Raw genomic sequence first — 24,720 nt, 5'->3', positions numbered from 1 at the left:
TTGGCCTAGCTGTATAAGGAAGGAGAGCCTTATGAATATCATTTTTGTTATTTTACAAAGTTTTCTGCTCGTCTCCATGGCCTTTGGCGGCGGAAGCAAGCTGGCTGGTGCGAAAAATTTTGTTGAAATGTTCGAGTCGATTAAACTGCCGCAATGGTTTCGAGTTGTTACTGGGCTCGTTCAACTAGTCGGGGCTGCCGGACTTGTTATCGGATACTGGAATCCGGTAGCAGCCGTATGGGCAGGCATTTGGATTGGCATTACGATGCTGGTGGCATGCCTTTCACATTTCAGAGTCAAGCATCCTGTTGGAAGTGCAATACCGGCCTTTGTGATTACTTTGATTGCAGCGACTCTGGTATTCGTGCACCAGGTAGCATGAAGAGGAGTGGGTCAATGAAACTCGAGTCGCCATCAGAGCTGATAGACGCAAACCAAAGGTGAGTATGCAAATCTATTATAGCTAAATGTAGGAGAGCCCACTATGCAGGGCTCTTTTTCATTTCCAAAAAGGAGGCGTCAACATGGCAAGTAAGACCGACGACGGGGCATTATTGGTTTAATCTAGCGAATTGGGATTCCTTTTATCCGTTCATAATCACTCCACCAGTGACATGAATAAATTGCCCTGAGACATATGTAGAATCTTCCGAAGCTAAATACACGTAAGCAGGGGCGATTTCAAAAGGCTGGCCAGCACGTTTCATAGGGTTCTTTGCTCCCCAATTCGCAACTTGATCTGAAGGGAATGAAGCTGGAATGAGCGGTGTCCATATCGTACCGGGTACGACACCGTTGACACGAATGCCCTTGCTATGCAAGGACTTGGATAGTGAACGAGTAAAAGATACAATGGCTCCTTTAGTAGCGGAATAATCAATCAGTTGTTCATTTCCTTCATATGCAGTAAGTGACGCCGCATTGATGATGGAGCTACCGGGTTTCAAATGCGACAAAGCTAGTTTGGTTAAATAAAAAATGGAGAAAAAATTCGTTCGGAACGTTTTTTCCATTTGTTCGGAAGTTATGTTCTCCAAGCCATTCTGAATGTGCTGTTCTGCTGCATTGTTGACCAAAATATCAAGTTTTCCGAATTGCAAAATCGTTTGCTCCATCACTTGCTTGCAAAACGCTTCACTTCCTATATTACCGGCAATAGATAAACAACGGCGTCCCTTTTGTTCTATATGTTGTTTTGTTTCTTCCGCGTCGGAATGTTCATTCAAGTAAACGATAACGACATCCGCTCCTTCTTTGGCAAAAGCAACGGCAATAGCGCGTCCCTGGCCACTGTCTCCACCAGTAATGATTGCTACCTTATCCTTTAGCTTTCCGCTACCCTTGTAATTGGGATTATCAAATACGGGTCTAGGGTTCATGAGCGATTCAATGCCTGGCTGCTGATCCTGATGCTGAGATGGATATGGGGGGATTGGCTGAAATTGGAAATGTAATAGATTCGGATCTTGTGTTGCTGTCTCTTTCATCGAAGGGGTCTCCTTTTCATTTATGATGATATGAAATCGGGATGCTGAATTTTGGCGGTAAACACGTCTAGTAAAACAGGTATGCTGCTGGTTGGTGAATGTTTCAATGCTTCTTCCAATTGTTCTGCGGTTTCGATTCGATATGCTTTCCAACCGCATGCTCCCGCTAACTTAGCGAAGTCCGGATTGGTCAACTGTGTTCCTTCAGGCTGAAATCCTTTCATGTACATTTTATCCCGTTCCATTTGCAGAGTACCGTTATTAAATACGATAACAGTAATCGGTATTCCGTATCGAGTGGCGGTAAGCAAGTCGGCAAGCACCATTTCTAAACCGCCATCTCCCGTCATACAGACGACTTGTTTTTCTGGCCAGCAAAGTTTTGCTGCCATCGCAGCAGGTAGACCAAATCCCATTGTTCGCCACTGGTTGGAGAGCAAAATGTGCTGCCGATTTGCACGGAAATTCCTCAAAAACCAAAGTGTTGAATCGCCCTCATCCAAGGTAACCACAGCATCTGCGGCAATGTTTTGCTCCATTATTCTAATAATGGTTGAGGGGGGGAGAGGAGATCCAGATTGATTCCTCTCAACTTCGTTTTGTTCCATCCACGAATGTTTGCATTGTTGAACTTGAGTGACCCAATACGGTTGAGGCTTATATGGTTTTAAACCTTCTAATAGCTGAGGAACAAGACTCGCTATATCTCCTACTAACCCGATGTCTACTGGGATTGAGATTCCGAAGTCCGACGGGTGTTTTGAAATTTGAACAATTCGTACTTTACTGGGGACAAATCCATCAGGCCACCATGACGTTTCAACAGCCAATACGACATCTGCCTTTTGGAAAAGCTCTTTGAGAAAAGGGTTACCGCCTTCTCCAAGAGAGTTCAACATTAATGGGTTTGAATCAGGTAAGATTCCCATCGCACCATAGCTCATCGCGACGCCACAACACCATGATTCTGCCAACTTTTGAATTCCTTCTCGATCTGAAATAGCTCCACTTCCCACCAACATCATAGGTTGTTTGGCGGATTGTATGAGATGCAGGGCTTGTTGAATGATTTCCGGACCGGAAAAGGGGGAGGACACCTGAGGTTGTTCACGAGGTTGAATAGCAGTTGTCATGCTGAATACATCAGTAGGAATCGATAAATGCGATACGCTTCGCTGCAAAATAGATGTCTGCATTGCTTGTGTCAGTGACTCGATTACCGCATCTGGATGAACGACCATTTGACTGTATCTTGAAATGGCTTGTACCAGTTCTTGTTGATTGATGTACTGTTTGTATGATGTACCTATTTTGTTCAGTGGTGCTTGACCAGTGATTGCAAGTACTGGGGCATTATCCAAAAAAGCGTCACCCATACCATTAATGAGATTGGCCAAGCCTGGTCCCATCTGTGCGATACATACCCCAAGTTGACCATTTAATTTAGCCTCTGCCGAAGCCATCATGGCAGCGACGGACTCATGTTTAACAGCAATAAATGAGATAGTATCTTGCATGGCAAGTGCGTTCATAAGTCCAAATACAGCATCCCCAACTACGCCATAAATCCTTTTGACATTCCATAGCCGAAGTTGTTCCAAAATCGCCTCTGCAACTGTAAGGGTAGAAGGGCTCGTCGATAGCTTTGTTGGCATCCGTTATTCTCCTCACAAATTGTTTTTGAATTTATCCATAACTATTCCCGTCCCATTGATAGAAAGCAAGCATCTCAATGTCAATATCGAGCCCAATTCCACTGCCACAAGGTATAGAGATTTCACTATTTGACGGTTGAATTGGAATTAATTTTGCAAAAGGATTATCCATTACGTCCCATTCTAAAGGTTCGATTGAGTCTTTTTCCATCTTGCCCCAAGGCTCCAAACAAGAATGAGCGAAAATGGCATATAGGCGAGATAATGCACCATCATATGAATGTGGTGTTACGCGGATTCCAAAACTTCTAGCAAGGCTTAATGTTTCCCTGTAACCGTCAATGCCAGTAACATGCAGAGGATCTGGAGTGATAAAATCCAGAGCTTGTTGGAGAAAAATAGGGACATAATCTGCTGCTTTTTCGATATTCTCTCCGCCGGCCAGCGGAGCAGACAAATGCTTTCTTAGTAATACATATTCAGCAATGCGTCCGATCTCCAGCGGCTCTTCAAACCATAGAAGATTAGGCCAAGTATCGAGCAGAGACTGCCAGCGTAAAGCAGCAGTTACGTCATAGCTTTGATTGGCATCTATTGCCAAATCGACCTTTCCTTGTAACAATGACTGAACCATCTCGATATGCTGTTGGTCCTCGAGGATTGATTTCCCACCTATCTTTACCTTAATCTTGTCAAATCCTTGAATGATAGCTTGCTCAATAGCTCTCAGGGAATGCTTTTGCCAATTTGCTTCTTCTGAATAGGACTGAAACGAAGCATACACGGGAACTTTCTCTCGAAACTTACCTCCCCAAAGGTCACACACAGATAAACTGCACGTTTTGGCCATAATCTCCGTTAATGCCATACTAACAGCTGCAGCCGAACGGGAATGCCATTTTTTCAATGTCCTGACCAGGGTAATCCTATCAGTTACTGACTTACCGATCAGATAGGGAATGATTCGTTCCTGAAAGCCTTTATGTAAGGTTGGCAACCAATCGACGCATTCTCCCCAACCTTCGACACCTAAATCAGTCGTTATCCGAATCAGATAACAGGTTCGATACGTTTTTAAACCGTTGGCATCTCCGTATGGTTTAGGAAGATGATAAAAGAGTGGAAATGTTTCTATATTACGAATCAGCAAGGAGATATACCCTTTCCAATTATGATGTGTTGTACATGTATGATTTATTAAAAAAGGGATAAATATACAATAAATTAAAGTTATGTCCATAGAGATACACTCTTTGTTAATATATGTAATATTTTCTCGAAAAACAGGAAATAATTAGTTGCGAATATACGGTTTATGAAAAGAGGTAGTCGCATGAATTGGTACAATTGGTCCATTGATCGGACTCTTATTCTGTTCGTCGGTTTGGCATTTCTAGCTCTTGGTATTCAAGTGACGATGTTTCATTATCGGCAAAATTTTCACAATAAAGCTATGTGGGTACCCGTCATTTCAGCTCCCATTTTTTTTATAGCGGGTATCATTTTGACCTGGTATAACGTTTATTGGCTGCGTAATTTATTTCAGGGTCTAATGTGGCTGGGCGTTTTGTTCGGTCTGGTTGGTTTCTATTTCCATTTTCGGGGAGTAGGTGTTCGGGTTGGAGGATGGGCTTTGCGCAACTTTCTCATCGGCCCGCCAATCTTACTTCCTTTATTGTTCTCCGCTGTGAGTGTTCTCGGTTTGATTGCCATATATTGGGAGGTAAGGTGATTCTATGCTAACGAGTAGCTACTACCCCTCTTACGATGTCATGAATGAGTTAGATGAGTGGGATGACCATACCCAAATGATTGTAACTTCCCGTTTGAAACCGATCAAAAGCCTTCATTTTCTTACGGGCAGCGAGGCTGAGATGGTTAGACGAATCAGTTCACTTTTGGTGAACGATCAAACGCCGGAAGTGCTCGATTTCATAATTAGTCATATCGATCAAACCTTACATCAATCATCTGGGGAGGGCCAAAGAAAGGCTGGCGTCCCTGAGGCCTCAGAGCTTATTAGGTCGGGACTCCAGGCAATCGAACAGGGGGTTCAATTACTTTATGGTTCTTCTTTTATTGCATTGGATATTGATCGACAAAAACTCTATTTAGAGAAGATTAGCGAATGCAATGCCGAACCGCTGGAAGTTTGGAACTCTATTCAACAAGAACCGCTGTTCATTAAACTGTTGAGATTGACAGTCGAATCGTATTGTTCGTATCCGATGGTTTGGTCTGAAATTGGTTATGCAGGTCCGGCTTATCCGCGTGGATACGTACGTACGCAGCTGGGGCAATTGGATCCATGGGAGGCGCAACCGGAACAATGATGAAACGAAAATATGGGAATGAAGAAGTAGATGTAGTTATAGTTGGGGCAGGGGCAGCCGGAGGTGTACTCGCCAAAGAATTGAGCGAAGCAGGAATGAGTGTGGTAGTCCTGGATGCAGGCCCATTCCGTGATACTCAAAAAGATTTAGCTAGTGATGAGCTTACGATGCAAAACTTAGGGTGGCAGGATACTCGAATCGTAGATGGAAACAACCCGTTAACGATGGGGCACAACAATTCCGGCCGGGGTATCGGTGGAGGGACGGTGCATTTTACGGCTGTCTTTTTACGATTTCATGACGCTGATTTTAAAGCGAGGACAATGGATGGTGTCGCAGAAGATTGGCCGATTAGCTATGAGGATTTAGAGCCTTTCTATGCCAGGGTCGAAAAGGAAATTGCCGTATCTGGGCCTAAGCACTTTCCATGGGGAAATTACCATGGCCCTTATCCTTATCCCGAAAGGGAGCCTCTTAGTCCAAACGCGTATATGTTTATGAACGGTTGTGAAAAGCTTGGGATTCGCTCGTCTGTAGCTCCACTGGCTATCCTATCCGCGCCATTTGAAGGCCGTCCTCCATGTATTAATCGAGGCTTTTGCAATCAAGGATGTATGCCCGATGCTAAATTCAGCACCCTCATCGTACATATTCCTAAAGCAATCAAAGCTGGGGCAGAAGTGTTAGCCGATTGCATGGTTACGCAGGTGATAATGGGAAAAGACGGGGTGGCGAAAGGCATCACCTTCGTACATGACGGAAGAACTTATGAGCAAAAAGCTAAAATCGTGATTTTGTCTGCCTTTGTAGTAGAAACGCCACGATTGCTTCTTAACTCTGCAAATTCTCAATATCCGGATGGGCTAGCCAATAGCAGCGGTTGGGTTGGGAAATCTATTATGGTTCACAGCTCTCAAGACGTTTATGCCAGATTTGATGAAGAAATCAGGCTGTATAAGGGTACACCCGTATTAGCTACAACACAAGATTTCTACCGTACTGATTCCAAAAACAACTTTGCTCGTGGATATACCCTTCATTCTCATGGAGCGAGACCGGTCGAGTTTTCGAAAGGCATTTCGCAAGCGGAAGGTGGACCCGTGTGGGGGGAGCGTCTAAGGGAGACGATGTTGAATTATAATTACTACGGAAGAGTTACATTGGTCGGCGAAGTACTACCGAGTCCAATGAACCGGGTCACGCTAGTGGATGAAAAAGATGAGTACGGTTTGCCGCGCGCAAAAGTAACTTTCAGTTATGGTGATAACGATCAGAAACTCATTGATCATGCGGTCGGCAATATGAGTACAATACTCGAGGCGGCAGGTGGGAAAGTCGAATACGTTGTTCCAGACACCGCTCATATGATGGGGGGCTGCCGTATGGGGAATGACCCCAAATCTTCAGTGGTCAATTCTTTTGGACAAACCCATGACATTCCTAACCTGTTTATATGCGATGCGAGTATTTTTGTAACATCGGGCGCTGGCAATCCAACCAATACGGTCATGTCGCTTGCATTAAGAACTACGGAATATATAAAGGAGAAAGCAAAAAAGTTTGAATTGTTGGGCTCGAGGTCGGTTTAGCCGACCTCCTTACAGATGCCTAAGTAAATAAGCAGATGGGTAAAATTGAAATGAAACTTCAAATAAAATCTTTTATTCAAGATACAGGATTGATATGGAAAACCCCACTAGCTGCTGCACTCTCATGGGAGTTAGCTAAATGGGCTGGATCGAATCATCCCTATCTGGCTCCGCTTTCAGTGATACTATGCATTCAGATAACAGTTAGCAAATCCATTCAATTTGCTTGGCAGCGCATTTATGGAACGATTGTCGGCGTTGCACTAACTTCCTCATTAGTACCTTTTTTAGGGTTAACTGGCTGGAGCATTGGACTTATGATCCTTTTGGGATCGGTTTTCGTCAAGTTATTGAAGTTGGATAATGTCATTATGAGTCAAGTTACTCTTAGCATTCTGTTAGTGATGTACTTTCAAAGTAAAATGCCTACTTATCCTTTTGATCGCATTCGTGATACAGTCATCGGAGCTGCAGTTGCTTTACTAATCCACATATTATTATTCCCACCCGATTCCGTTAAGAAAGCTAAAAACCTTATGAGCAAATTTGCGGACCATTTAACTACATATTTTTTCAAGACTGCTCAATGGGTTGAAGCCGGTTGCTCCTCGATGGAATCGCGGGACATGGAAAAAGAAATTCAACTGTTATTCCAAGAACTGCATCAAACCACGACTGAAATGGATAAGGCGAATCAAAGTCTAAGTTATCATCTTTTCGCTTCAGAAAAACGTGATACTTTAAAGCGGCAAACTCAGCATTAGCAACAACTCCGTCTGGGCTTTGCCAATCTTTCAGATATGATACGGATTTTTACTGAATGGTCCGAAAGTAAGCACTGGAGGGTGGAGGATCAAAAGATTTGGGCTGATCATTTAAATACGATTGCTTTACATGTGAAAGAATAGAATTTACCTCTCCCAATCAATTCCAACCACGTTAGTACTGTTGTCCCAAATATCAAAGCACCAGTCACTCTAGAGAAATATCAGTATCCTCTTGCATTATATAATAATGCTAACCAGATTATTCAAGATCTCCAAAAGTTCAGCAATAAGTGACTTAAGGATAAAATTTATGTAAAAATGAAATACGTTTAACGAACAGCTCCCATTAAAGGCCAGGTCTTCCTTACACACATAGGAATATCTGGTTTATTTATTTTTTAAACACAAGTAGAGCGAACAGGATTAGCAACAGGATTGATAAGGTCCTTTATTTATGGATGGATTAATATGGACCATAGATCAGTAATATATATGGACTACAGGAGAAAATGTGAAATAATCATTAGCTAGAGGAGGGGACTATGAACGAACGATCAATTGGAAAAAGCATAATTAGGAAGGAATCTTGGGAAAAGGTAACCGGAACAGCCCAATATACGGATGACTTTTCGAAAATTGGATTACTACATGCCAAATTAGCGGTCAGTCCTCATGCCCATGCAAAAATCATATCCGTTGATTCGTCGGAGGCCAGAAAAGTTCCAGGTGTGAAAGCAGTCATTATAGGCAAAGATCATCCAATTCTAACGGGTTCACCTTTAGAAGACCGCCCCCCCCCATTGCAATTGATAAAGTCAGATATTATGGTGAACCCGTTGCAATTGTCGTCGCGGAACAAGAATACGCTGCTGAGATGGCAGCATTGCTAATCAAAGTGGATTATGAGCTTTTACCTGTCCTCCATTCCCCAGTAGAAGCCTACCAACAAGGTGCGCCTCTCCTACATGAGCAACTTGCCACTTACAAACGTCACGAAGAAGTCTACCCGGAACCTGGGACGAATATTGCTAACCATACTAAAATACGTAAAGGGAATATGGAGGAAGGTTGGAACCATAGCGATCATATCATTGATATTCATGTTTCTTTACCACAGTCAGACCATGCTTCTATGGAAACACGATGTTGTACAGCTGAAATTTTACGTGACGGAAAAGTGATCATCTCTTCCGCATCGCAATCCCCCTATGTCATCCGAAGAGCGATCAGTCAATCTTTTCACATTCCTCTTCAAAAAGTTATCGTTCATACACCTTTGGTTGGAGGATCGTTTGGTGGAAAAGCCGCCATTCAATTGGAATATCTCGCCTATTTGGCTTCCAGTGCTGTTGGAGGAAAAACGGTTAAAATCGTCAATTCCAGAGAACAGGACATGATCACTTCACCCGTTCATATTGGATTAGACGCTAAAATCAGACTTGGTTGTACGAACGAAGGGAAGCTTATGGCAGCGGAAATCCTATATTTATATGATAGTGGAGCCTATTCAGATCGGGGGGCAGAGATGAGTAAAGCGGGAGCCAGCGATTGTACAGGACCCTATAGGATTGATAATGTTCTTTGCGACTCTTTATGTATGTATACAAACCATTCATATGCTACGTCATTTCGCGGTTTCGGTCATCCGGAGCTAACATTTGCGATGGAAAGAAGTATGGATGAATTGGCGAAACATTTGGATATGGATCCTTTGGAGCTTCGTTTCATAAATGCTATCGGAATAGGGGACACGACACCTACTCAAACCATTTTGGATAGAAGTAACGTAGGTAATTTACCCATGTGTATTGCAAAATTGAAAACATTAATTCATTGGGATAACTCTCCAAGATTAAAGATTGATGGTCACTTCATCAAGGCGAAAGGAGTGAGCTGTTTTTGGAAAAATTCAAGTACACCGACAGATGCAGGTGCAGGAGCTATTGTTATGTTTAATCCCGACGGAAGTATCAATCTTTTATGTGGAGCCGTGGAATTCGGTCAAGGCACTAGGACAGCACTTACTCAAATCTTAGCAGAGCGGTTACGCATGGATGATCAGATGATACATATTTCCATGGATGTTGATACTGAATCTGACCCCCTACATTGGAAAACTGTAGCGAGCAGAAGCACTTTCTTGGTTGGTAATGCCGTTCTAGCGGCTGCTGAAGATGCCATCGTACAACTAAAGGACATCGCGTCTTTCGTACTTGAATGCTCGACGAACGAGTTGGATGTTGGAGGGGGGAAGGTCTTCTTCAAAAATCGCCGGGATAGAAGTTGGGAAAATCGCCAATGGGTATAAATTCCCTGATGGCCACACGATCGGTGGACAGGTAATCGGACGTGGGAGTTACGCCATGCGAAATTTAACGTTACTGGATCCGGAAACCGGTAAAGGAAACCCCGGTCCCGAGTGGACAGTAGGTGCGCAGGCGGTTGAAGTGGAATTGGACACGAGAGAGTACACCTATAAAATCATGAATGCGGCAACTGTCATCGACGCTGGTAAGGTAATCAATCCACAATTCGCCAGGAGCCAAATCACTGGCGGTATGAGTATAGGCCTGAGTCTAGCTAGTAGGGAAGCATTTCATATTAATGATAATGGTACCATCTTAAATCCGCAACTGCGGACATACAAGTTGATTCGCTATGGAGAGCAGCCGGAGTACATTGTTGATTTTGTCGAGACTCCTCATTTAGAAGCGCCTTACGGATTGCGTGGAATCGGCGAACATGGTGTGATTGGAATGCCTGCCGCATTGGCGAACAGCTTGTCGATTGCCATCGGCGTAGGACTTAATCAATTACCTCTAACGCCTGAAGTGATCTGGAGGACGGTCCATGATTCCTTTTGATTTTGAATATTATAAACCTACTTCAGTTCAAAATGCCGTGGAATTATTTCAGTACCTGCAAACGCAGGGGAAAAATCCTCTGTTTTTTTCTGGTGGAACTGAAATTATTACATTTGCCCGTAGAAATTTCATTCACCCAAGAGCAGTTGTCGATTTGAAGGCTATACCAGAAAGTAACGTTTCTGAATTACAAAAAGATGGTCTGGTCATCGGATCTTGTGTCTCGTTATCGAGTCTATCCGCATCGAATCTGTTCCCGCTACTCAGAGCAGCTGCCCAGGGAGTCGCGGATCAAATGGCACGGAATAAAATTACGCTCGGAGGGAACATTTGCGGTGAGATCTATTATCGGGAGGCTGTCCTCCCGCTTCTGTTGGCAGATAGTAGAATGGTCATAGCAGGACCACAAGGGATAAAAGAGATTCATATTCATCATGCTTTTATACAACGGATGAGATTGGAGAAGAATGAATTTCTATTACAAACTATTACAGATCGTGAATACTTATCTTTGCCATATATTCATTTCAAAAAAAGGCAAATTGGTAACGTAGGCTATCCTCTCGTTACCGTGGCTGCGTTAAAAAAGGAAAAACAGATTCGCATCGCATTTAGCGGCGTTTGCGCATATCCTTTTCGATCTGTTGAAATCGAACAAATATTAAACAACTCAAATATTTCCTTAGCAGAAAGAATTGATCAGATAATCTGGAACCTTCCGGCTCCCGTTTTAAATAATACGGAAGGCTCTGCCGATTATCGAACGTTTGTGCTCAAGAATACGTTATTCGAATCAGTAAAAAAGTTAGAAGGGAGGTAACGTATGTCATTACAGGAAACTAGTGTGTATCCAGTGATATTTCAGATTAACGGAGAATTAAAGACTATACGGGCACGAGGTGCAGATACTCTACTGTATGTGCTTCGAGAAGGTCTCGGTTTGACGGGGAGTAAACCCGGTTGTGACAATGGCGATTGTGGTGCGTGTACAATATTAGTTAACGATCTCCCAATGAAAGCCTGCCTCATACTCGCAGTGGAAGCGGATGGGCACCATATAACAACGATCGAAGGATTAAAACATTCTCCTGTACAACAGGCCTTTGTTCAAAAGCAAGCGTTCCAATGCGGATACTGCACTCCCGGGTTTATTATGAACTGTCATGGTTTGGCAAAGTTACACCCAAATGCAAACGAGGAAATGGTTCAGTTATGGCTTGAATCCAACATTTGTAGGTGCACGTCTTATGTTGAAATTCATGAAGTAGTGAAAACGATCTTTGCTTTAAATAGTCGTGTAGAACCAAAAACGTTTGGGGACTGAAGAGAATACTTCATCAGTTGTGGCGGATGCCTATGTCAGATTCCTTTAATCATTCATAGTGTGAGTAAACTGAGATAAAGGAGTTAAGACATGGAAAAGATACCTGTAACAGGTTTTGTATTTCACTCAAACGACTCATTATCAGATCATTCGCATGGATTGTATATTACTTCTTGGGATGGCAGGCCATACTTGCATCGGCATATGTTTTCAGGAATTACTTCATTAAATGATGGGCATGTACACGAATACGTTGGCATAACTGAGCCAGCTCCGACAGGCGTCCCTCACTTTCATCGTTATCATACTGTTACTTCCATGAATGACGGTCACACTCATATTATTGAAGGAGCAACAGGTCCAGCAATCGATCTTCCCACTGGAGGGCATGTTCATTATTTTGAAGGATTTACAACTATAAGCGGCATGCATCCGCATACTCATCATTATAAAGGAACCACAGGAAATGAAGTTGGTTAGACTGTCAGGAAGAGGCAAAACTAGAATATTCATCTATAATCGCATCGGGTAGCGGTTCTAATCTTGAACCTTCCTTTTAAAAGGCCAAATGTGAAGGACTCCGGACAATTCCCTAAATGATCAACCAGCCGCATGCATTCGAAGCGCTGCAACATGGCATGTATTATCAAAACGCAAGAGAGAGAGAGAGAGAGAGAGAGAGAGAGAGAGAGAGAACGCCGTCTGGCGCGACGGGCTGTGAATGGGGAGCGGCTTTGGCCGGGCAAATTTTCCCTCTGGTATTTTCGACCGGGAACGTTCGAAAATACCGCACCATGTCCGCCGACCTGGTATAATTAGCCGCATGCAGGACGATACAAGAAGCACTGTTTTTATGAGCCAATCGCGAAAGAATGTCAAAATGTATATAATACGTTTTAATTATTATTAACGAATCCAAGTTCAAGTCATCACTCCATAAATGGGAAGGGAATGGTCCCGTTCTATGGCTTCAAGCGCTCGATTTTTATATGAGAATGTGAAACATTTCCGAAGGATAAAAGTAAGGAACAATCGGAGAATGTTACAACTCAAGTAGGTCGCCGTGGCGACCTGCTTTTTCATTTACTAACGGGCAGGAAAGTTGAATTGTACATTGCAAAAAAATAAGTGTCGGAAATAGACTGATGCAATTTTCCCCTTCCAAATTCGTCCAATATTAGTAATGCTTGATGTAGCGGAGGAGGGGGAGGATTGTGGAGGAGACAATTCCACAGCTATCATCGGTGAAAATGCGTATGTAATGGCTACATCCAATCCTGAAGACAAAGGTAGCTTGAATCACATATATAAAATAAATTTAAAAACAAATGAAACCTCGACGATTACCAATTTTGCAGTGAACCATTTCAGAATCATTAATAATAAGTTGTACTATGTTAAAGAAGAGGATCACTACTTATATTCATCTAATCTAAACGGATCAAACGAACAAAAACTATCCGATAATAAAGCAACTAGTTGGTATGAAGAAATTAATGGTATTGTGTATTACACTGTCGCAGCAGCAAATGAACAAGTCTATCTTTACAAGGCAAATCCGTCGAATGATGATACCCTGGTACTAAAAGATCCCTTGAAAAGTGTCTTATCAGTAAATGGAAAACTTCTTTGCAAACTTGCAGCGGGAGAAGAATATGGACTGAAGGTGATTGATCAAACGGGCAATCTCCGTCTAGCCGTTACAGATCAGATTTTGAATCTTTTTGCATACGATGATTTCATAGTGTATGTTTCTGCAGAAGATAAATCTGTCAAATGGTTGAAGTTGTAATAATAAAGGTTGGGGATTGCGAAAATGAGGAAATTAATCTATGCATTGTTGATTCTGCTAATAGTAACATCTTTTTTATTAATTTTTTTGTCGAAAAGGGTAGATAGTATGTCAATTGTTCCAGTGTTAAATAAATTCTATAACAATTTTATTCAAAAAGACTATTCAAACATGTACAAGTATACTGACTTTAGTAAATACACCAATGACACCAATCAAACAAATGAAGGAAAAGCAAATTTAGCACAAGGGTTATTGAATAATGATAGACATTGGTATGGAGAAATTCAGGGACACGTAATTAAAAACATTTATTGGAGAGGGGTAAACAAAAGGACAGCGAAGTTGCCGTAATAACACAGGACGAAAAAGGTAATGAAATAACTTTTTATGATGAAGTCATCATAAAAAAGAATGGTTCGAATTGGTATATTACTGAGTATAACTCAGGTTCTCCTTGGAGAACGATGAAAATGCCGTAATAATCGATAGTTAGGCATTTAGAGATAGTTTAATACTTGTTTCATAAATTCCTAATCGTTCTGAAGTGTTTCAAAATATTTACCAGAATGGAAAGAGTCTCTGTCTTTTTTATTCATTCTTAGGGCACTGAAGAAGTAGTATTTTTGAAAAAACCATGAATTTTGGGGGTCAAATATGTCTCCTTCACGCAAAACGAGCCTTAGAAGTGATTCTAGAGGCTCGTTTTAATTTTAATATTTTGGAATCTAGAAATATCGGACTTTTCAGTTCCCTTTTGATTCGGCAAAGGCTTTTAAGAATGATAAAAAATTGGTGATACGATCCGTTTAGAATTATTCAAAGAAATCTGGGTTAGATTTCAGCACCAACCTCTCTCAGGCCAATCATCCGCATAAATCGTTGGTCCTGGCCATTCACTTGCACTGGCTGCTCCGGAAAATGTTAGTAACATACAGACTACTAAAAACGCAGTAATAAAACCTAATCTTAATTTTCTCATCAATATTTTTCTCCTTTTTTTTGTGTTTTTTAAGCGAAAATCTTTTGAAAAACATATCTTAACAGATATTGGCAATATTTTACTAGAGTTAAATAGACCAATACTTTATGCCCTCAAATAAATGAGATATCTTTTATATGTGGTAGAAATTACCTATACCCGATAATTTATTATGATAAAACTTGTTGAAAAAAATAATTATTTGGAGGAAATTATAGGTAGATAGAAGCAAAAAATCCCCCACTGATTAGACCAGATGTTCGGAGCTGGTTTATCTAACAACTACGATAACTTAAAAACCGCACGATTGATCGGTGACCTTTCCCGCTAACGGGCAATTAACATAATAAGTATTGTTGTGTCCTCATATTCGTGATAGAAGCCAACTAACGAACTTTTTCGTAGTTGGCATTTATCAATTTGCCCTTATAAGGGATTTGAACTAGCCTCACTCATTTCGTCGAGCATACGTTTTCGAACGATCATGGGGTTGAGATCGGGTGAGGAGATGTGTTCCACATAGTGTGGGGCACTATTTTCGATTTTGTCATCTTTCGCCTTGACCGCACCATAAAACTTATAATGCGGTAGGAAAGTCATACCGATTTGATTGGCAAACGCTTGAAATGGTCGGATCAGTTCGCTGATTGTATAGCCAATCAAGCCACCCGACTGGTAGGACGATTCATCGCCTCCAATCGACATGGCAAGAACTAGTTCTTTCCCTGCAACGGCTTTACCGCCGGCTCCGAAAAGCCAGGATGTCGTAAAAACGTCATCGAGCCATTTCTTGAGTAAAGCCGGCATACTATACCACTGGATTGGAAATTGAAATACGATGCGGTCGTGCTTTGCAACGAGGTCTTGTTCATTCTCCACGTTGATTTCATAATCGGGGTATGCCTTATATAGTTCTTGAACTGAAATTTGATCGGGATATTCACGCAATTCCGCCAACCAGCGTTTATTTACTCGTGACTGTTCGATGTTCGGGTGAGCTACAATAACCAGAATTCTCATCAATTTTCTCCCTTTATTTCGGCCTCGATAGTCTCTTTCATAACCTCTGCTCCGCGATTTACACGAGCTTGAATCTCAGTAGTGAGATGCTCTGGAAGGAAATCGGTTATCCAGAGGAGCTTGGTGCCGCTTTCGCCATGAGGAAAGACTTGGAAGGATGCATGATGATGCAACAACGGCATGCGTCCTTCTTGTACCGCATAAGCCATTCGACGTTCCCTTTCATCAATGGAAATGATGAACTCGCGTACCATGCCGCCTTTTGGCAGTATGAGTGTTCTTTCGTGGCCGTCCATAAGGGTATTCTCGGTATATCCAGGGACAAGACGATGATGGACAGCACCTACGTCGCTCACCGCGTCCCATACCTGCTCCGGCGAGGCATCAATCAAAATCTCCTTGTAAATTGTTGGCAAATAATCACGCTCCTTGAGTTCATTATATTTTTGATTGAGAACTCAGTCAACCATAAATTATATATTCAATCCGGCTTGAATAATGAAATTGCCGATTCGGCGATCTGTTGGAATTTTTCGCCCATTACGCTGTTAATTTCCGTCTCCTTCAAGCCCTGAGCGGCGAAATCCTGAAGCAGCTGATCCAAATAATTCATTCCTTGTGAAATAGCTCCCCAGTATTGCATGGCCATAAGATTCGCGTCTCCTTGACGGATGACACCATGCCCAATTCCTTTGTCAATTGCATGGGCCATTGGCTTGATAAAGCTCTTCATCCATTCAAAGGGTGACAATTCTCCAGGCTCATATAGATGATGCAGATCTAGGCTGATTCGCATATAAAAACGCTGGGTCTCTGGATCCTTGAGCACACGCTCACAGATAAGCATGGCATAGTCTTTGAATTGCGCGAGCACCGGCGAATCCTGTTCAAAATACATGGTTGTGTAGTGAAGGGACTGTTCCATCATGTTTTCGTAAAGCTCCCGAAAAAGCATCTTTTTATTTTTGAAGTAGTAATACACCAAACCATGTGCAAGACCCGCCTGATCTGCAACATCGCTCAATGCCGTAGCCGAATACCCCTTTGCCACATAGACGTGAACGGCCGCCTTTAAAATCTCTTGCTTACGTTGCTCACGGATGAACTCGTTCTGTTTTTTTGTACGTGGAGACATGTCATCACACCTTGTTTTGATTTTTTATTAACAGTATACGTCACAGCGATCAAGATGGAAAACGGGTGAGATAGGAGAAATTCCTCATGCATCAATTATTGAATATAAAAAAATGCGCTAACGGTGAACGCTAGCACAGCGTGGGAAAATTACTGCCAATGTGTATCCTCATCGATTCCGTCACACCTATGACAGTCAATTGTTAGATAACGGCGCTCCACTAGAATTTATTCAGGGTATGCTGGGGCATGAAAAAGCATCTACTACACAGATTTATACGCCGCTGCGCGGAGAGCGCAGGAGAGAATTATATCATCGATATTTGTAACTCAATAGATCCATTATTGGGATCTTTTGTAATCCTAGGAGGAAAAATAAGGTTATAAATTGAATGATTAATAAGATAAATTAATTTTATGAATCAGGTGGGACGTTAAATTGAGAACAACTCGAAAACCTAAATATGATATAGAAAATATTTTCCCGGAGTTAGCCCAGTACCGAAAAAATACAATACGATTACATCCTATTAGAATAACTGAAAGTGCAGAATTTGTGCAATTAGTTACTGGCGAAGCAATATGGGGGGAACACCAGTTGCATTATATTCCGATTTTTCAAATATTAAAGACGGATTTCTCTGAAGTTGATTTTCCCGATGAAAACGATGTACTAAATATTTTTTGGTGTCCGAAGGATCATGGAGAAGTATTAGAACCACAATTTAAAGCAATTTGGGGTAAATCTGCGAGATTGAATAATAGTAACCATATCATTTCACTGAATCCTGAAGCTGTTATTGAGTATCCGTCACTTGAGAAGTTACTCTCTATTAACGAACCTTTAGGTCGATCTCTTATGGAGTGGCAATCGCGAAAGGGTGAGGAAAATGAAGAGGAAGAGGCAATATACGAATATCAATTAAGTGTGGCAGATGGCACTAAAATCGGTGGATATGTAAATTGGGTTCAATCTGATGAAACACCGAATTGTGAATGTAATAATGAAATGGAACATCTTCTCACCGTTTCGGAAGCAGAGTTTGATGGTGGAACATATGGGAGATGGTGTCCTATTGAACTTGAGGATGTTTGGAAACTTCCATACAAAGAACGGGTTAATCTACAATCACCTCTTGGACTTTCATTAGGGGATATGGGGAAAATATACTTTTTCATATGTGAAAAATGCAAATCTAAGCCATTAAGAATTATATATCAATGTAGTTAATATAAGGTAGGTGGGGGGTCCGAAATGAATGATTATTTTAGAAAAAGTAAACTTCTTGCGGCTGGCATACTGCTGGTACTGATTGTGACTGCGTGTGCCAATCCTTCTGGAAATTCGATTTCATTGGAAAAACGACAAGTCGCGGCAGCCAGAGTTGATGTGCGTATCGTCAAAGCAAGCAACGAGTTCGGTATGCAGCTCCATCGGCAACTGGTCCAAACAGAGCAGAATAAGAAGAAAAACATATTCATTTCGCCGACCAGCATTTCTTTGGCGCTCGCCATGACTTACAACGGAAGTAAGGGGGAAACGCAAGTCACAATGGCCAAGATCTTGGGCTGGCAAGGCATGTCCCTGGATGAAATGAATCGGGGCAACGAGACGCTTATCTCCCTTTTGCAGCAGCCGGGCAGCGACGTTCAAGTGCGCATTGCCAACTCGCTTTGGTCACGTAAAGGAAAACCGTTTCACAGTGATTTTTCGAAAACCAATCAGGCGTTTTACGACGCCAAAGTAACTGAGCTCGATTTCAACAGTCCCAAAGCTCCTGACACGATCAATGACTGGGTAAACAAGAATACCAACGGGAAAATTCCCAGGATGATCGAATCCATCGATCCCAAGGAAGTTTTGATCCTGATGAATGCGGTCTATTTCAATGGCGGGTGGAAAAAGGAATTCCAACCTTCTGCCACGAAAGAAGAAAGCTTCAAACTGCAGGACGGATCCACCAAGCAAGTGCAGATGATGACGCAGTCAGGCTCCTACGAATATTTGCAGGAAAAGGGATTTCAAGCCATCCGCTTGCCGTACGGAGAGGGGCAGATGGACATGCTGGTCATTCTTCCAGATGAAACTTCTTCACTGGATGCTCTCCATGACAAGCTTTGGGCGGATCCCAATCGCTGGCACGAGTCGTTCCAGTCGAGCAGGGGTGAAATCAAGCTTCCCCGTTTGAAGATTGAATACAGCGAAAAGTTGAAAGAACCGCTCAAGAGCATGGGCATGACGCTGCCCTTTGACGAAGTCCGTGCAGATTTTTCCGGGATGGCCCCTGTTCCGCCCAACCTGTTCATCAGTGCGGTAACACACAAAACGTTCATCGAGGTCAATGAAAAAGGAACGGAGGCAGCTGCGATCACTTCGGTACATATGTCAGGGGCTTCCGCACCAATCGATGAACCGTTCCAGGTGACGATAAACCGGCCGTTCTTCTTCGCGATTGAAGACCGCCAGACCGACGCTTGGCTTTTTGTAGGGTCCGTGGTCGAACCATAAACGCCCGTACTTAAACTGCAATGTGTTACTCCACATCGACAGACGAGAGTGTCTGTTTTTGCTTGGTAGATAAGGAGTATACATTATTTAAAAATCCAAGTGGAGGGTAGGTTGAATGGTTGTATTGGACAAATTTGCCGCGAGAAAAATACATATTATAGGTTCTGTTGGGAGCGGTAAAACAACTTTAGCCAGAAATCTATCAACTAAATTGAGTATTCCACATTACGAATTGGATAATGTTGTTTGGAAGAGACATAAACCGAGAGACATTAAAAGAACTGATGAAGAAAGAGATCAACTGTTGAGCACAATTATTCAGTTAAATACTTGGATTATAGAGGGTGCTCATTATAACGAATGGGTGTTCCAAAGTTTTAATAATGCTGATTTAATTATATTTTTGGATACTAATTATTCCAAACGAAAATATCGAATAATAAGAAGATTTATCTTACAGTTACTAAGAATAGAAAAATCAAACTATAAACCGACTTTTGAAATATTCAGGAACATGTTTATCTGGAATAATAATTTTGAAAGTCGTATTAAACCGAAGGTAATAAATAAGTTGGGACAATATTATTCTAAGTCCATAACACTAAAAGATACGATCGAAATTACAAGCTACTTAAACTAACGGATAACAATAGTTAAGCAAAGCAAGGAGCAGATCTGCCGTGGCAACTGCTCCTTGTTTTTATTGAGTTAACGGATAGATTACAGGATTGAATGTACGATTAGAAACCATATTATGCTATCCAGATTTCATTTCAGAATACTTAGGACAAAAAGGGAAAATAGACTACACCAAAAAATATGCAGTTCCAGGGAGTACAACGTTAAATTTATTAAATGATATTCGAAATAATACTAGCAAAGAGAATGAACTCATTAGAAATATTATTACAACAAGCAAATTTAGTTACAATCGGCATTGGAGCTAATGATCTTTTTCAAAGAAAGGTAAAGAACTACGTATACCTATTACAGAATTCGATCCTTATACTTTAAGCTTTACTTATGGAGATTTGTTTCCAACTATGAGATACCAGGATGGGAAGAAGTGCCGAGCTCAGGTATTATCTAACTGGTTGTTAAACTAACGATAACGAAAGCTTATCAAAACAACAACGAGGCTGCCGCGAGAATGATCGGTAGCCTCGCTAAGCTATCGGGCATGATAGTTCAAGATCAAGTGGGGGTCAGTTGATTAAAGATTCTCTTTCAGCAATTTTCTTTATACTGTCCAATGTTTCTTCCCAGTTCTTATCTGAATGTTCGTACATAGTCCATGTACAAAAGTTACTGTGTTTTAATTTTAAAATTGTCTTGTTATCTTGGTTTAATAACGTAAATTTGATGATTGAATAGTTTCCAGGGGTGTCATCTGTGCCGGAGAGACCGCTCCAGTAGTCATACGAGAAAACTTTGGGAGCTTCCAACTCCAATAGATGTCCTTTATCTTCGAAAACTTTGCCATCCCAACTGAAGGAAAAGGAAATCGGATGGCCAATCTTCCAATTACTCTTGATTGTGACTCCCAGCCATTGTTTAATAAAATCAGGGTCAGTTAAGACACTCCAAACAGTCTCTGCTGCTGCAACAATTTCTCTTTGTTTGTCAATGGATAACATGTTGCTCATAATCTCAACCTTTCTTTATTAAATTTAATGGTCAATATAATCGTTCCAATATGAAATATTACAACATGAGGAAAGGGAAGTATCGTAAAAATGCGACAGGAGGTAAAATAATGGCGGCTGAAATAAAACCAATCGGCATGTTAAACAATATATCCGCAGATACTAAGTTTAAGTTATCCGTATTTCGACCTTCGGAGGATCTTGCTTTTTTTGTGGAGAATTACTGGATCGTTCAGTGGGATTTATGTGGAGAAGAACCGTTTCTTTCAAAAAATCTGCCTCATCCTAGCGTCCATATGGTCTTTGGCTTTTTATCCTTTCATGAACATTTCGTTGTCGTAAATTACGAATGGAACGATGAAAGTTACCGCTTTATTTTATATAAATGTACAAGAATTTGAGGATGCAATCTTATCGCAGGCGGCTCGAACCATGGTTTTTGATGTGATTACTGATAGCGGGAAATCAAAAAAGAACCTGGATAGCTTTATCAGGTTCTTTTATATTGCATATAAACAGACACGATGATATAATCAGATTGCGACTTTTATGGGTTGCGCGAACATAATTAATCCATCTTACAATTTAATTTTACCACGCCGGTTAAACTCTTGTCAAATGTTTTTTCTCAATTTAATGGTTAGGAGAGATATTGAATGAGTTCTTTGGTTCTCGGTTTTCAGGAAATGGAAAAAACGCAGCTTTTGCTCGTCGGCGGAAAAGGGTTAAATTTAGGGGAATTATCAAAAATTGAAGGAATACAAGTACCAGAAGGATTTTGTGTTACAACAGTGGGATATCAAAAAGTCATCGAACAAAACGAAACGTATCATGCTTTGTTGGATCGACTAAAAATGCTAACAGTAGAAGATCGAGATCAAATTGGTGAAATCAGCAGGAAGATTCGAAAAATCATTATGGAAGTAGAAATTCCTTCCGATGTTGTGAAAGCAGTTATTCACTATCTCTCCCAGTTTGGTGATGAACATGCTTATGCCGTGCGTTCTAGTGCGACTGCTGAAGATTTACCACATGCCTCTTTTGCTGGTCAACAAGACACCTATTTAAATATCATCGGCAAAGATAGAATCTTGCAGCATATCAGCAAATGTTGGGCTTCCCTATTTACGGATCGCGCGGTCATCTACCGTATGCAAAATGGATTTGAACACAGTCAAGTTTATTTATCCGTTATCGTTCAAAGGATGGTTTTCCCACAAGCTTCGGGGATTTTATTTACCGCTGATCCGATGACCTCTAACCGAAAGCTGTTATCTATCGATGCCAGTTTTGGACTTGGAGAAGCACTGGTCTCTGGCATCGTATCTGCCGATAGTTATAACGTACAGGATGGGGAAATCGTTAATAAGCGGATAGCAGCCAAAAAATTGGCTATCTATGCACGAGAAGAAGGCGGCACAGAGACCAAGCAGATCGATCCTGATCAGCAGCAGACTCAAACTCTTTCTGACCAACAAATTTTACAACTGGCTCTCATAGGAAGACAGATCGAAGCCCATTTTGGTAGCCCACAAGATATCGAATGGTGCATGGTTGATGATACATTTTATATAGTCCAGAGCCGGCCAATCACGACTTTATACCCGATCCCTGAAGCGAATGATCAGGAGAATCACGTTTACTTATCTGTAGGTCACCAACAAATGATGACCGACCCCATGAAACCATTGGGATTGTCTTTTTACTTGTTAACGACTCGTGCACCCATGCGTATAGCTGGTGGAAGGTTGTTTGTTGATGTGACACAAATGCTGGCTTCGCCTGCTAGCAGACAAATGATCATAAATGCGTCGGGAAAATCAGATCCGCTCATCAAAGACGCACTCATGACCATCGTAGAGCGTGAAGGTTTTATAAAATCGTTAGCAGAAGATGGTAAACAAATACCTAGCCCAAGTAAAAGTAATGAAGTTAACTCCTCTTCGGATTTTCAGGCAAAAATTGAAAACGATCCGACAATCGTGTCTGATTTGATTAAGCGAAGCCAAACATCAATAGAAGAGTCAAAACAAAGCATCCAAACGAAATCAGGATCAGAAGTATTTGATTTTATTCTGGAAGATATGCAGCAATTGAAGAAGATTTTATTTGACCCGCAAAGTTCGGCTGTGTTTATGACGGCTATGGAGGCTTCATCATGGATCAATGAAAAAATGAACGAGTGGTTAGGTGAAAAAAACGTAGCAGATACGCTTTCTCAATCTGTAGTGGGCAACATTACTTCGGAAATGGGTCTGGCGCTATTGGATGTCGCAGATGTGATCCGTCCATATCCAGAAGTCATTGATTTTTTGCAACATGTAAAAGAGGATAACTTTTTGGATGAACTGAATAGATTTGATGGTGGACAGGAAGCCCAAGCCGCTATCTATGCTTATCTGAATAAGTACGGAATGCGATGTGCTGGTGAAATCGATATGACGAGAACGCGTTGGAGTGAAAAACCACTTACACTTGTCCCGATGATTCTGGGTAACATCAAAAACTTTGAGCCTAATGTGGGCACTAGGAAATTTGAGCAGGGACGCCAGGAAGCTCTTGAAAAAGAACAAGAGTTATTAGAACGATTGCACCAATTGCCGGATGGTGAACAAAAAGCCAATGAGACAAAACGTGTGATCAGCCTAATCCGGAATTTCATCGGTTATCGGGAATATCCCAAATACGGCATGGTTAATCGATACTTTATATACAAGCAAGCATTACTGAAAGAAGCCCAACAACTCGTACAAATGGGCATTATTCATGAAAAAGAAGATATATTCTATCTCACTTTTGAAGAACTTCGCGATGTCGTAGGCACAAACAAATTGGATTACCAGATCATCAGCAAACGAAAAGACGAGTACAAATTATATGGAAAACTAACTCCCCCACGTGTTATTACGTCTGATGGTGAAATCATTACGGGTGAGTACAAAAGAGAAAACCTCCCAGCCGAAGCTATTGTAGGTCTGCCTGTTTCTTCCGGAGTGATTGAGGGACGAGCACGTGTCATCTTAAATATGGAAGATGCTGATCTAGAAGATGGAGATATCTTAGTCACCCCCTTTACTGACCCTGGCTGGACACCATTGTTTGTATCCATTAAAGGACTAGTCACCGAAGTTGGTGGACTGATGACCCATGGAGCAGTTATCGCACGTGAATATGGGTTGCCAGCAGTTGTCGGGGTGGAAAATGCTACCAAACTGATAAAAGATAGGCAACGAATTCGCGTGCATGGAACAGAAGGGTATATCGAAATATTGTAATGGCTGAATACGTCAAGTAAGAGCCTCTGTCATAATGGACGCCATTAAATGCAACCTGTCACGGATAAAAGGGCGGTTACCCTGTTCGTCCTTTTATCTACCCATCTTAGAAATAAAGGAGCCCACATTCCCGCGGATCAATTAGACAAAGTCTGGGAGCCTTAAAATTTCGGAAAAGTGTCTATGAATCAAATGGGGTAATGCCTTAAGAAAAAGAAGAGATTGAGGATGGAATAAGCGTAGTTTATCAATACTTCAAAACTCATTAATTATTAAACTAACGCTGAACGATAGTACCATGACTGCAGGCTGACGGAATCCATCGTCAGCCTGTTGAAGTATC

Annotated in this window: 23 protein-coding genes and 2 pseudogenes; 18 read left to right on the top strand and 7 right to left on the bottom strand. The window is 41.6% G+C overall.

What is annotated here, in order from left to right; genetic code table 11:
- A partial coding sequence (locus GC102_RS21190) for a DoxX family protein (RefSeq protein ID WP_246321034.1) occupies positions 1–382 on the top strand: 382 nt, incomplete at its 5' end.
- A 202-nt stretch (positions 383–584) separates the two neighbouring features.
- Here the strand turns inward: GC102_RS21190 and GC102_RS21185 are convergent.
- Genes GC102_RS21185 through GC102_RS21175 form a run of 3 tightly spaced genes read right to left on the bottom strand, consistent with a single transcriptional unit; the run spans position 585 to position 4,292 of the window.
- Entirely contained in the window at positions 585–1,487 is a 903-nt protein-coding gene (locus GC102_RS21185; protein WP_171691260.1) for an SDR family oxidoreductase, read from the bottom strand.
- 20 nt (positions 1,488–1,507) lie between these two features.
- Entirely contained in the window at positions 1,508–3,142 is a 1,635-nt protein-coding gene (locus tag GC102_RS21180; protein WP_171691259.1) for a thiamine pyrophosphate-binding protein, read from the bottom strand.
- 31 nt (positions 3,143–3,173) lie between these two features.
- Positions 3,174–4,292 (bottom strand): mandelate racemase/muconate lactonizing enzyme family protein, encoded by a 1,119-nt coding sequence (locus tag GC102_RS21175; RefSeq protein ID WP_171691258.1) that lies wholly within the window; start codon positions 4,290–4,292, stop codon positions 3,174–3,176.
- Between the two features lie 183 nt (positions 4,293–4,475).
- Between GC102_RS21175 and GC102_RS21170 the strand changes: the two genes are divergently transcribed.
- From GC102_RS21170 to GC102_RS21130, 11 genes and pseudogenes are all read left to right on the top strand, one after another.
- Entirely contained in the window at positions 4,476–4,874 is a 399-nt protein-coding gene (locus GC102_RS21170; protein ID WP_171691257.1) for a hypothetical protein, read from the top strand.
- Between the two features lie 4 nt (positions 4,875–4,878).
- A complete protein-coding gene (locus GC102_RS21165) occupies positions 4,879–5,475 on the top strand; it encodes a gluconate 2-dehydrogenase subunit 3 family protein (protein ID WP_171691256.1) in 597 nt (198 codons plus the stop codon).
- Complete coding sequence (locus tag GC102_RS21160; RefSeq protein ID WP_171691255.1) at positions 5,472–7,064, top strand: GMC family oxidoreductase; 1,593 nt, start codon at positions 5,472–5,474, stop codon at positions 7,062–7,064. Before GC102_RS21165 ends, GC102_RS21160 begins: the two co-directional genes overlap by 4 nt.
- Positions 7,065–7,099: 35 nt before the next feature.
- A complete protein-coding gene (locus GC102_RS21155) occupies positions 7,100–7,828 on the top strand; it encodes an FUSC family protein (protein ID WP_246321033.1) in 729 nt (242 codons plus the stop codon).
- A gap of 545 nt (positions 7,829–8,373) precedes the next feature.
- Positions 8,374–8,721 (top strand): hypothetical protein, encoded by a 348-nt coding sequence (locus tag GC102_RS40645; protein ID WP_246321032.1) that lies wholly within the window; start codon positions 8,374–8,376, stop codon positions 8,719–8,721.
- Positions 8,631–10,695: pseudogene (locus tag GC102_RS21150) on the top strand (xanthine dehydrogenase family protein molybdopterin-binding subunit). The gene GC102_RS40645 and the pseudogene GC102_RS21150 overlap by 91 nt, the downstream one beginning before the upstream one ends.
- Positions 10,682–11,515: an FAD binding domain-containing protein gene (locus GC102_RS21145; RefSeq protein ID WP_171691254.1), complete on the top strand. Its 834-nt coding sequence runs from the start codon at positions 10,682–10,684 to the stop codon at positions 11,513–11,515. The pseudogene GC102_RS21150 and the gene GC102_RS21145 overlap by 14 nt, the downstream one beginning before the upstream one ends.
- A 3-nt stretch (positions 11,516–11,518) precedes the next feature.
- Complete coding sequence (locus GC102_RS21140) at positions 11,519–12,019, top strand: (2Fe-2S)-binding protein (RefSeq protein ID WP_171691253.1); 501 nt, start codon at positions 11,519–11,521, stop codon at positions 12,017–12,019.
- A gap of 90 nt (positions 12,020–12,109) precedes the next feature.
- The gene (locus GC102_RS21135) at positions 12,110–12,499 is read left to right on the top strand and encodes a YmaF family protein (RefSeq protein WP_171691252.1); all 390 of its coding nucleotides are present in this window, start codon (positions 12,110–12,112) and stop codon (positions 12,497–12,499) included.
- A 95-nt stretch (positions 12,500–12,594) separates the two neighbouring features.
- A pseudogene (locus GC102_RS39550) lies at positions 12,595–12,919 on the top strand (cell wall hydrolase); the annotation flags it as partial.
- 361 nt (positions 12,920–13,280) lie between these two features.
- Positions 13,281–13,811 (top strand): DUF5050 domain-containing protein, encoded by a 531-nt coding sequence (locus GC102_RS21130; RefSeq protein WP_171691251.1) that lies wholly within the window; start codon positions 13,281–13,283, stop codon positions 13,809–13,811.
- Between the two features lie 1,408 nt (positions 13,812–15,219).
- Here the strand turns inward: GC102_RS21130 and GC102_RS21125 are convergent.
- From GC102_RS21125 to GC102_RS21115, 3 genes are all read right to left on the bottom strand, one after another.
- On the bottom strand, positions 15,220–15,813 hold the full coding sequence (locus GC102_RS21125) for an NAD(P)H-dependent oxidoreductase (RefSeq protein ID WP_171691250.1): 594 nt from the start codon (positions 15,811–15,813) through the stop codon (positions 15,220–15,222).
- Complete coding sequence (locus GC102_RS21120) at positions 15,813–16,229, bottom strand: SRPBCC family protein (protein ID WP_171691249.1); 417 nt, start codon at positions 16,227–16,229, stop codon at positions 15,813–15,815. The genes GC102_RS21125 and GC102_RS21120 overlap by 1 nt, the downstream gene beginning before the upstream one ends.
- A 65-nt stretch (positions 16,230–16,294) precedes the next feature.
- Complete coding sequence (locus GC102_RS21115; RefSeq protein ID WP_171691248.1) at positions 16,295–16,948, bottom strand: TetR/AcrR family transcriptional regulator; 654 nt, start codon at positions 16,946–16,948, stop codon at positions 16,295–16,297.
- Positions 16,949–17,096: 148 nt separating this feature from the next.
- Here GC102_RS21115 and GC102_RS21110 point away from each other — a divergent pair, with 148 nt between their 5' ends.
- From GC102_RS21110 to GC102_RS21095, 4 genes are all read left to right on the top strand, one after another.
- Positions 17,097–17,276, top strand: coding sequence for a tyrosine-type recombinase/integrase (locus GC102_RS21110; protein WP_312883343.1), 180 nt, complete (start codon positions 17,097–17,099; stop codon positions 17,274–17,276).
- Between the two features lie 110 nt (positions 17,277–17,386).
- Positions 17,387–18,178, top strand: coding sequence for a DUF1963 domain-containing protein (locus GC102_RS21105; protein WP_171691247.1), 792 nt, complete (start codon positions 17,387–17,389; stop codon positions 18,176–18,178).
- Between the two features lie 24 nt (positions 18,179–18,202).
- Positions 18,203–19,456: a serpin family protein gene (locus GC102_RS21100; protein ID WP_171691246.1), complete on the top strand. Its 1,254-nt coding sequence runs from the start codon at positions 18,203–18,205 to the stop codon at positions 19,454–19,456.
- Between the two features lie 124 nt (positions 19,457–19,580).
- Positions 19,581–20,096 (top strand): AAA family ATPase, encoded by a 516-nt coding sequence (locus tag GC102_RS21095; protein WP_376769398.1) that lies wholly within the window; start codon positions 19,581–19,583, stop codon positions 20,094–20,096.
- A 565-nt stretch (positions 20,097–20,661) separates the two neighbouring features.
- Here GC102_RS21095 and GC102_RS21090 read toward each other — a convergent pair.
- Positions 20,662–21,102: an SRPBCC family protein gene (locus GC102_RS21090; RefSeq protein WP_171691244.1), complete on the bottom strand. Its 441-nt coding sequence runs from the start codon at positions 21,100–21,102 to the stop codon at positions 20,662–20,664.
- A 110-nt stretch (positions 21,103–21,212) separates the two neighbouring features.
- Here GC102_RS21090 and GC102_RS21085 point away from each other — a divergent pair, with 110 nt between their 5' ends.
- Complete coding sequence (locus GC102_RS21085; RefSeq protein ID WP_171691243.1) at positions 21,213–21,503, top strand: DUF6597 domain-containing transcriptional factor; 291 nt, start codon at positions 21,213–21,215, stop codon at positions 21,501–21,503.
- 255 nt (positions 21,504–21,758) lie between these two features.
- The gene (gene ppsA / locus GC102_RS21080; protein ID WP_171691242.1) at positions 21,759–24,377 is read left to right on the top strand and encodes a phosphoenolpyruvate synthase; all 2,619 of its coding nucleotides are present in this window, start codon (positions 21,759–21,761) and stop codon (positions 24,375–24,377) included.
- Positions 24,378–24,720: the final 343 nt, after the last annotated feature.

Source organism: Paenibacillus germinis, from assembly GCF_013141785.1.
Classification (GTDB): Bacteria; Bacillota; Bacilli; order Paenibacillales; family NBRC-103111; genus Paenibacillus_E; species Paenibacillus_E phytorum.
Note: the sequence above shows the minus strand (reverse complement) of the source record. Positions and strands in the feature narration are given on the sequence as shown.

Excerpts from the sequence above, each read along its gene's own strand:
- GC102_RS21160 (WP_171691255.1), top strand. The coding sequence starts at position 5,472 with ATGATGAAACGAAAATATGGGAATGAAGAAGTAGATGTAGTTATAGTT.
- GC102_RS21155 (WP_246321033.1), top strand. The coding sequence starts at position 7,100 with ATGGGTAAAATTGAAATGAAACTTCAAATAAAATCTTTTATTCAAGAT.
- GC102_RS40645 (WP_246321032.1), top strand. The coding sequence starts at position 8,374 with ATGAACGAACGATCAATTGGAAAAAGCATAATTAGGAAGGAATCTTGG.
- GC102_RS21170 (WP_171691257.1), top strand. The coding sequence starts at position 4,476 with ATGAATTGGTACAATTGGTCCATTGATCGGACTCTTATTCTGTTCGTC.
- GC102_RS21130 (WP_171691251.1), top strand. The coding sequence starts at position 13,281 with ATGGCTACATCCAATCCTGAAGACAAAGGTAGCTTGAATCACATATAT.
- GC102_RS21135 (WP_171691252.1), top strand. The coding sequence starts at position 12,110 with ATGGAAAAGATACCTGTAACAGGTTTTGTATTTCACTCAAACGACTCA.
- GC102_RS21165 (WP_171691256.1), top strand. The coding sequence starts at position 4,879 with ATGCTAACGAGTAGCTACTACCCCTCTTACGATGTCATGAATGAGTTA.
- GC102_RS21125 (WP_171691250.1), bottom strand. The coding sequence starts at position 15,813 with ATGAGAATTCTGGTTATTGTAGCTCACCCGAACATCGAACAGTCACGA.
- GC102_RS21145 (WP_171691254.1), top strand. The coding sequence starts at position 10,682 with ATGATTCCTTTTGATTTTGAATATTATAAACCTACTTCAGTTCAAAAT.
- GC102_RS21090 (WP_171691244.1), bottom strand. The coding sequence starts at position 21,102 with ATGAGCAACATGTTATCCATTGACAAACAAAGAGAAATTGTTGCAGCA.
- GC102_RS21185 (WP_171691260.1), bottom strand. The coding sequence starts at position 1,487 with ATGAAAGAGACAGCAACACAAGATCCGAATCTATTACATTTCCAATTT.
- GC102_RS21115 (WP_171691248.1), bottom strand. The coding sequence starts at position 16,948 with ATGTCTCCACGTACAAAAAAACAGAACGAGTTCATCCGTGAGCAACGT.
- ppsA (WP_171691242.1), top strand. The coding sequence starts at position 21,759 with ATGAGTTCTTTGGTTCTCGGTTTTCAGGAAATGGAAAAAACGCAGCTT.
- GC102_RS21085 (WP_171691243.1), top strand. The coding sequence starts at position 21,213 with ATGGCGGCTGAAATAAAACCAATCGGCATGTTAAACAATATATCCGCA.
- GC102_RS21100 (WP_171691246.1), top strand. The coding sequence starts at position 18,203 with ATGAATGATTATTTTAGAAAAAGTAAACTTCTTGCGGCTGGCATACTG.
- GC102_RS21180 (WP_171691259.1), bottom strand. The coding sequence starts at position 3,142 with ATGCCAACAAAGCTATCGACGAGCCCTTCTACCCTTACAGTTGCAGAG.
- GC102_RS21140 (WP_171691253.1), top strand. The coding sequence starts at position 11,519 with ATGTCATTACAGGAAACTAGTGTGTATCCAGTGATATTTCAGATTAAC.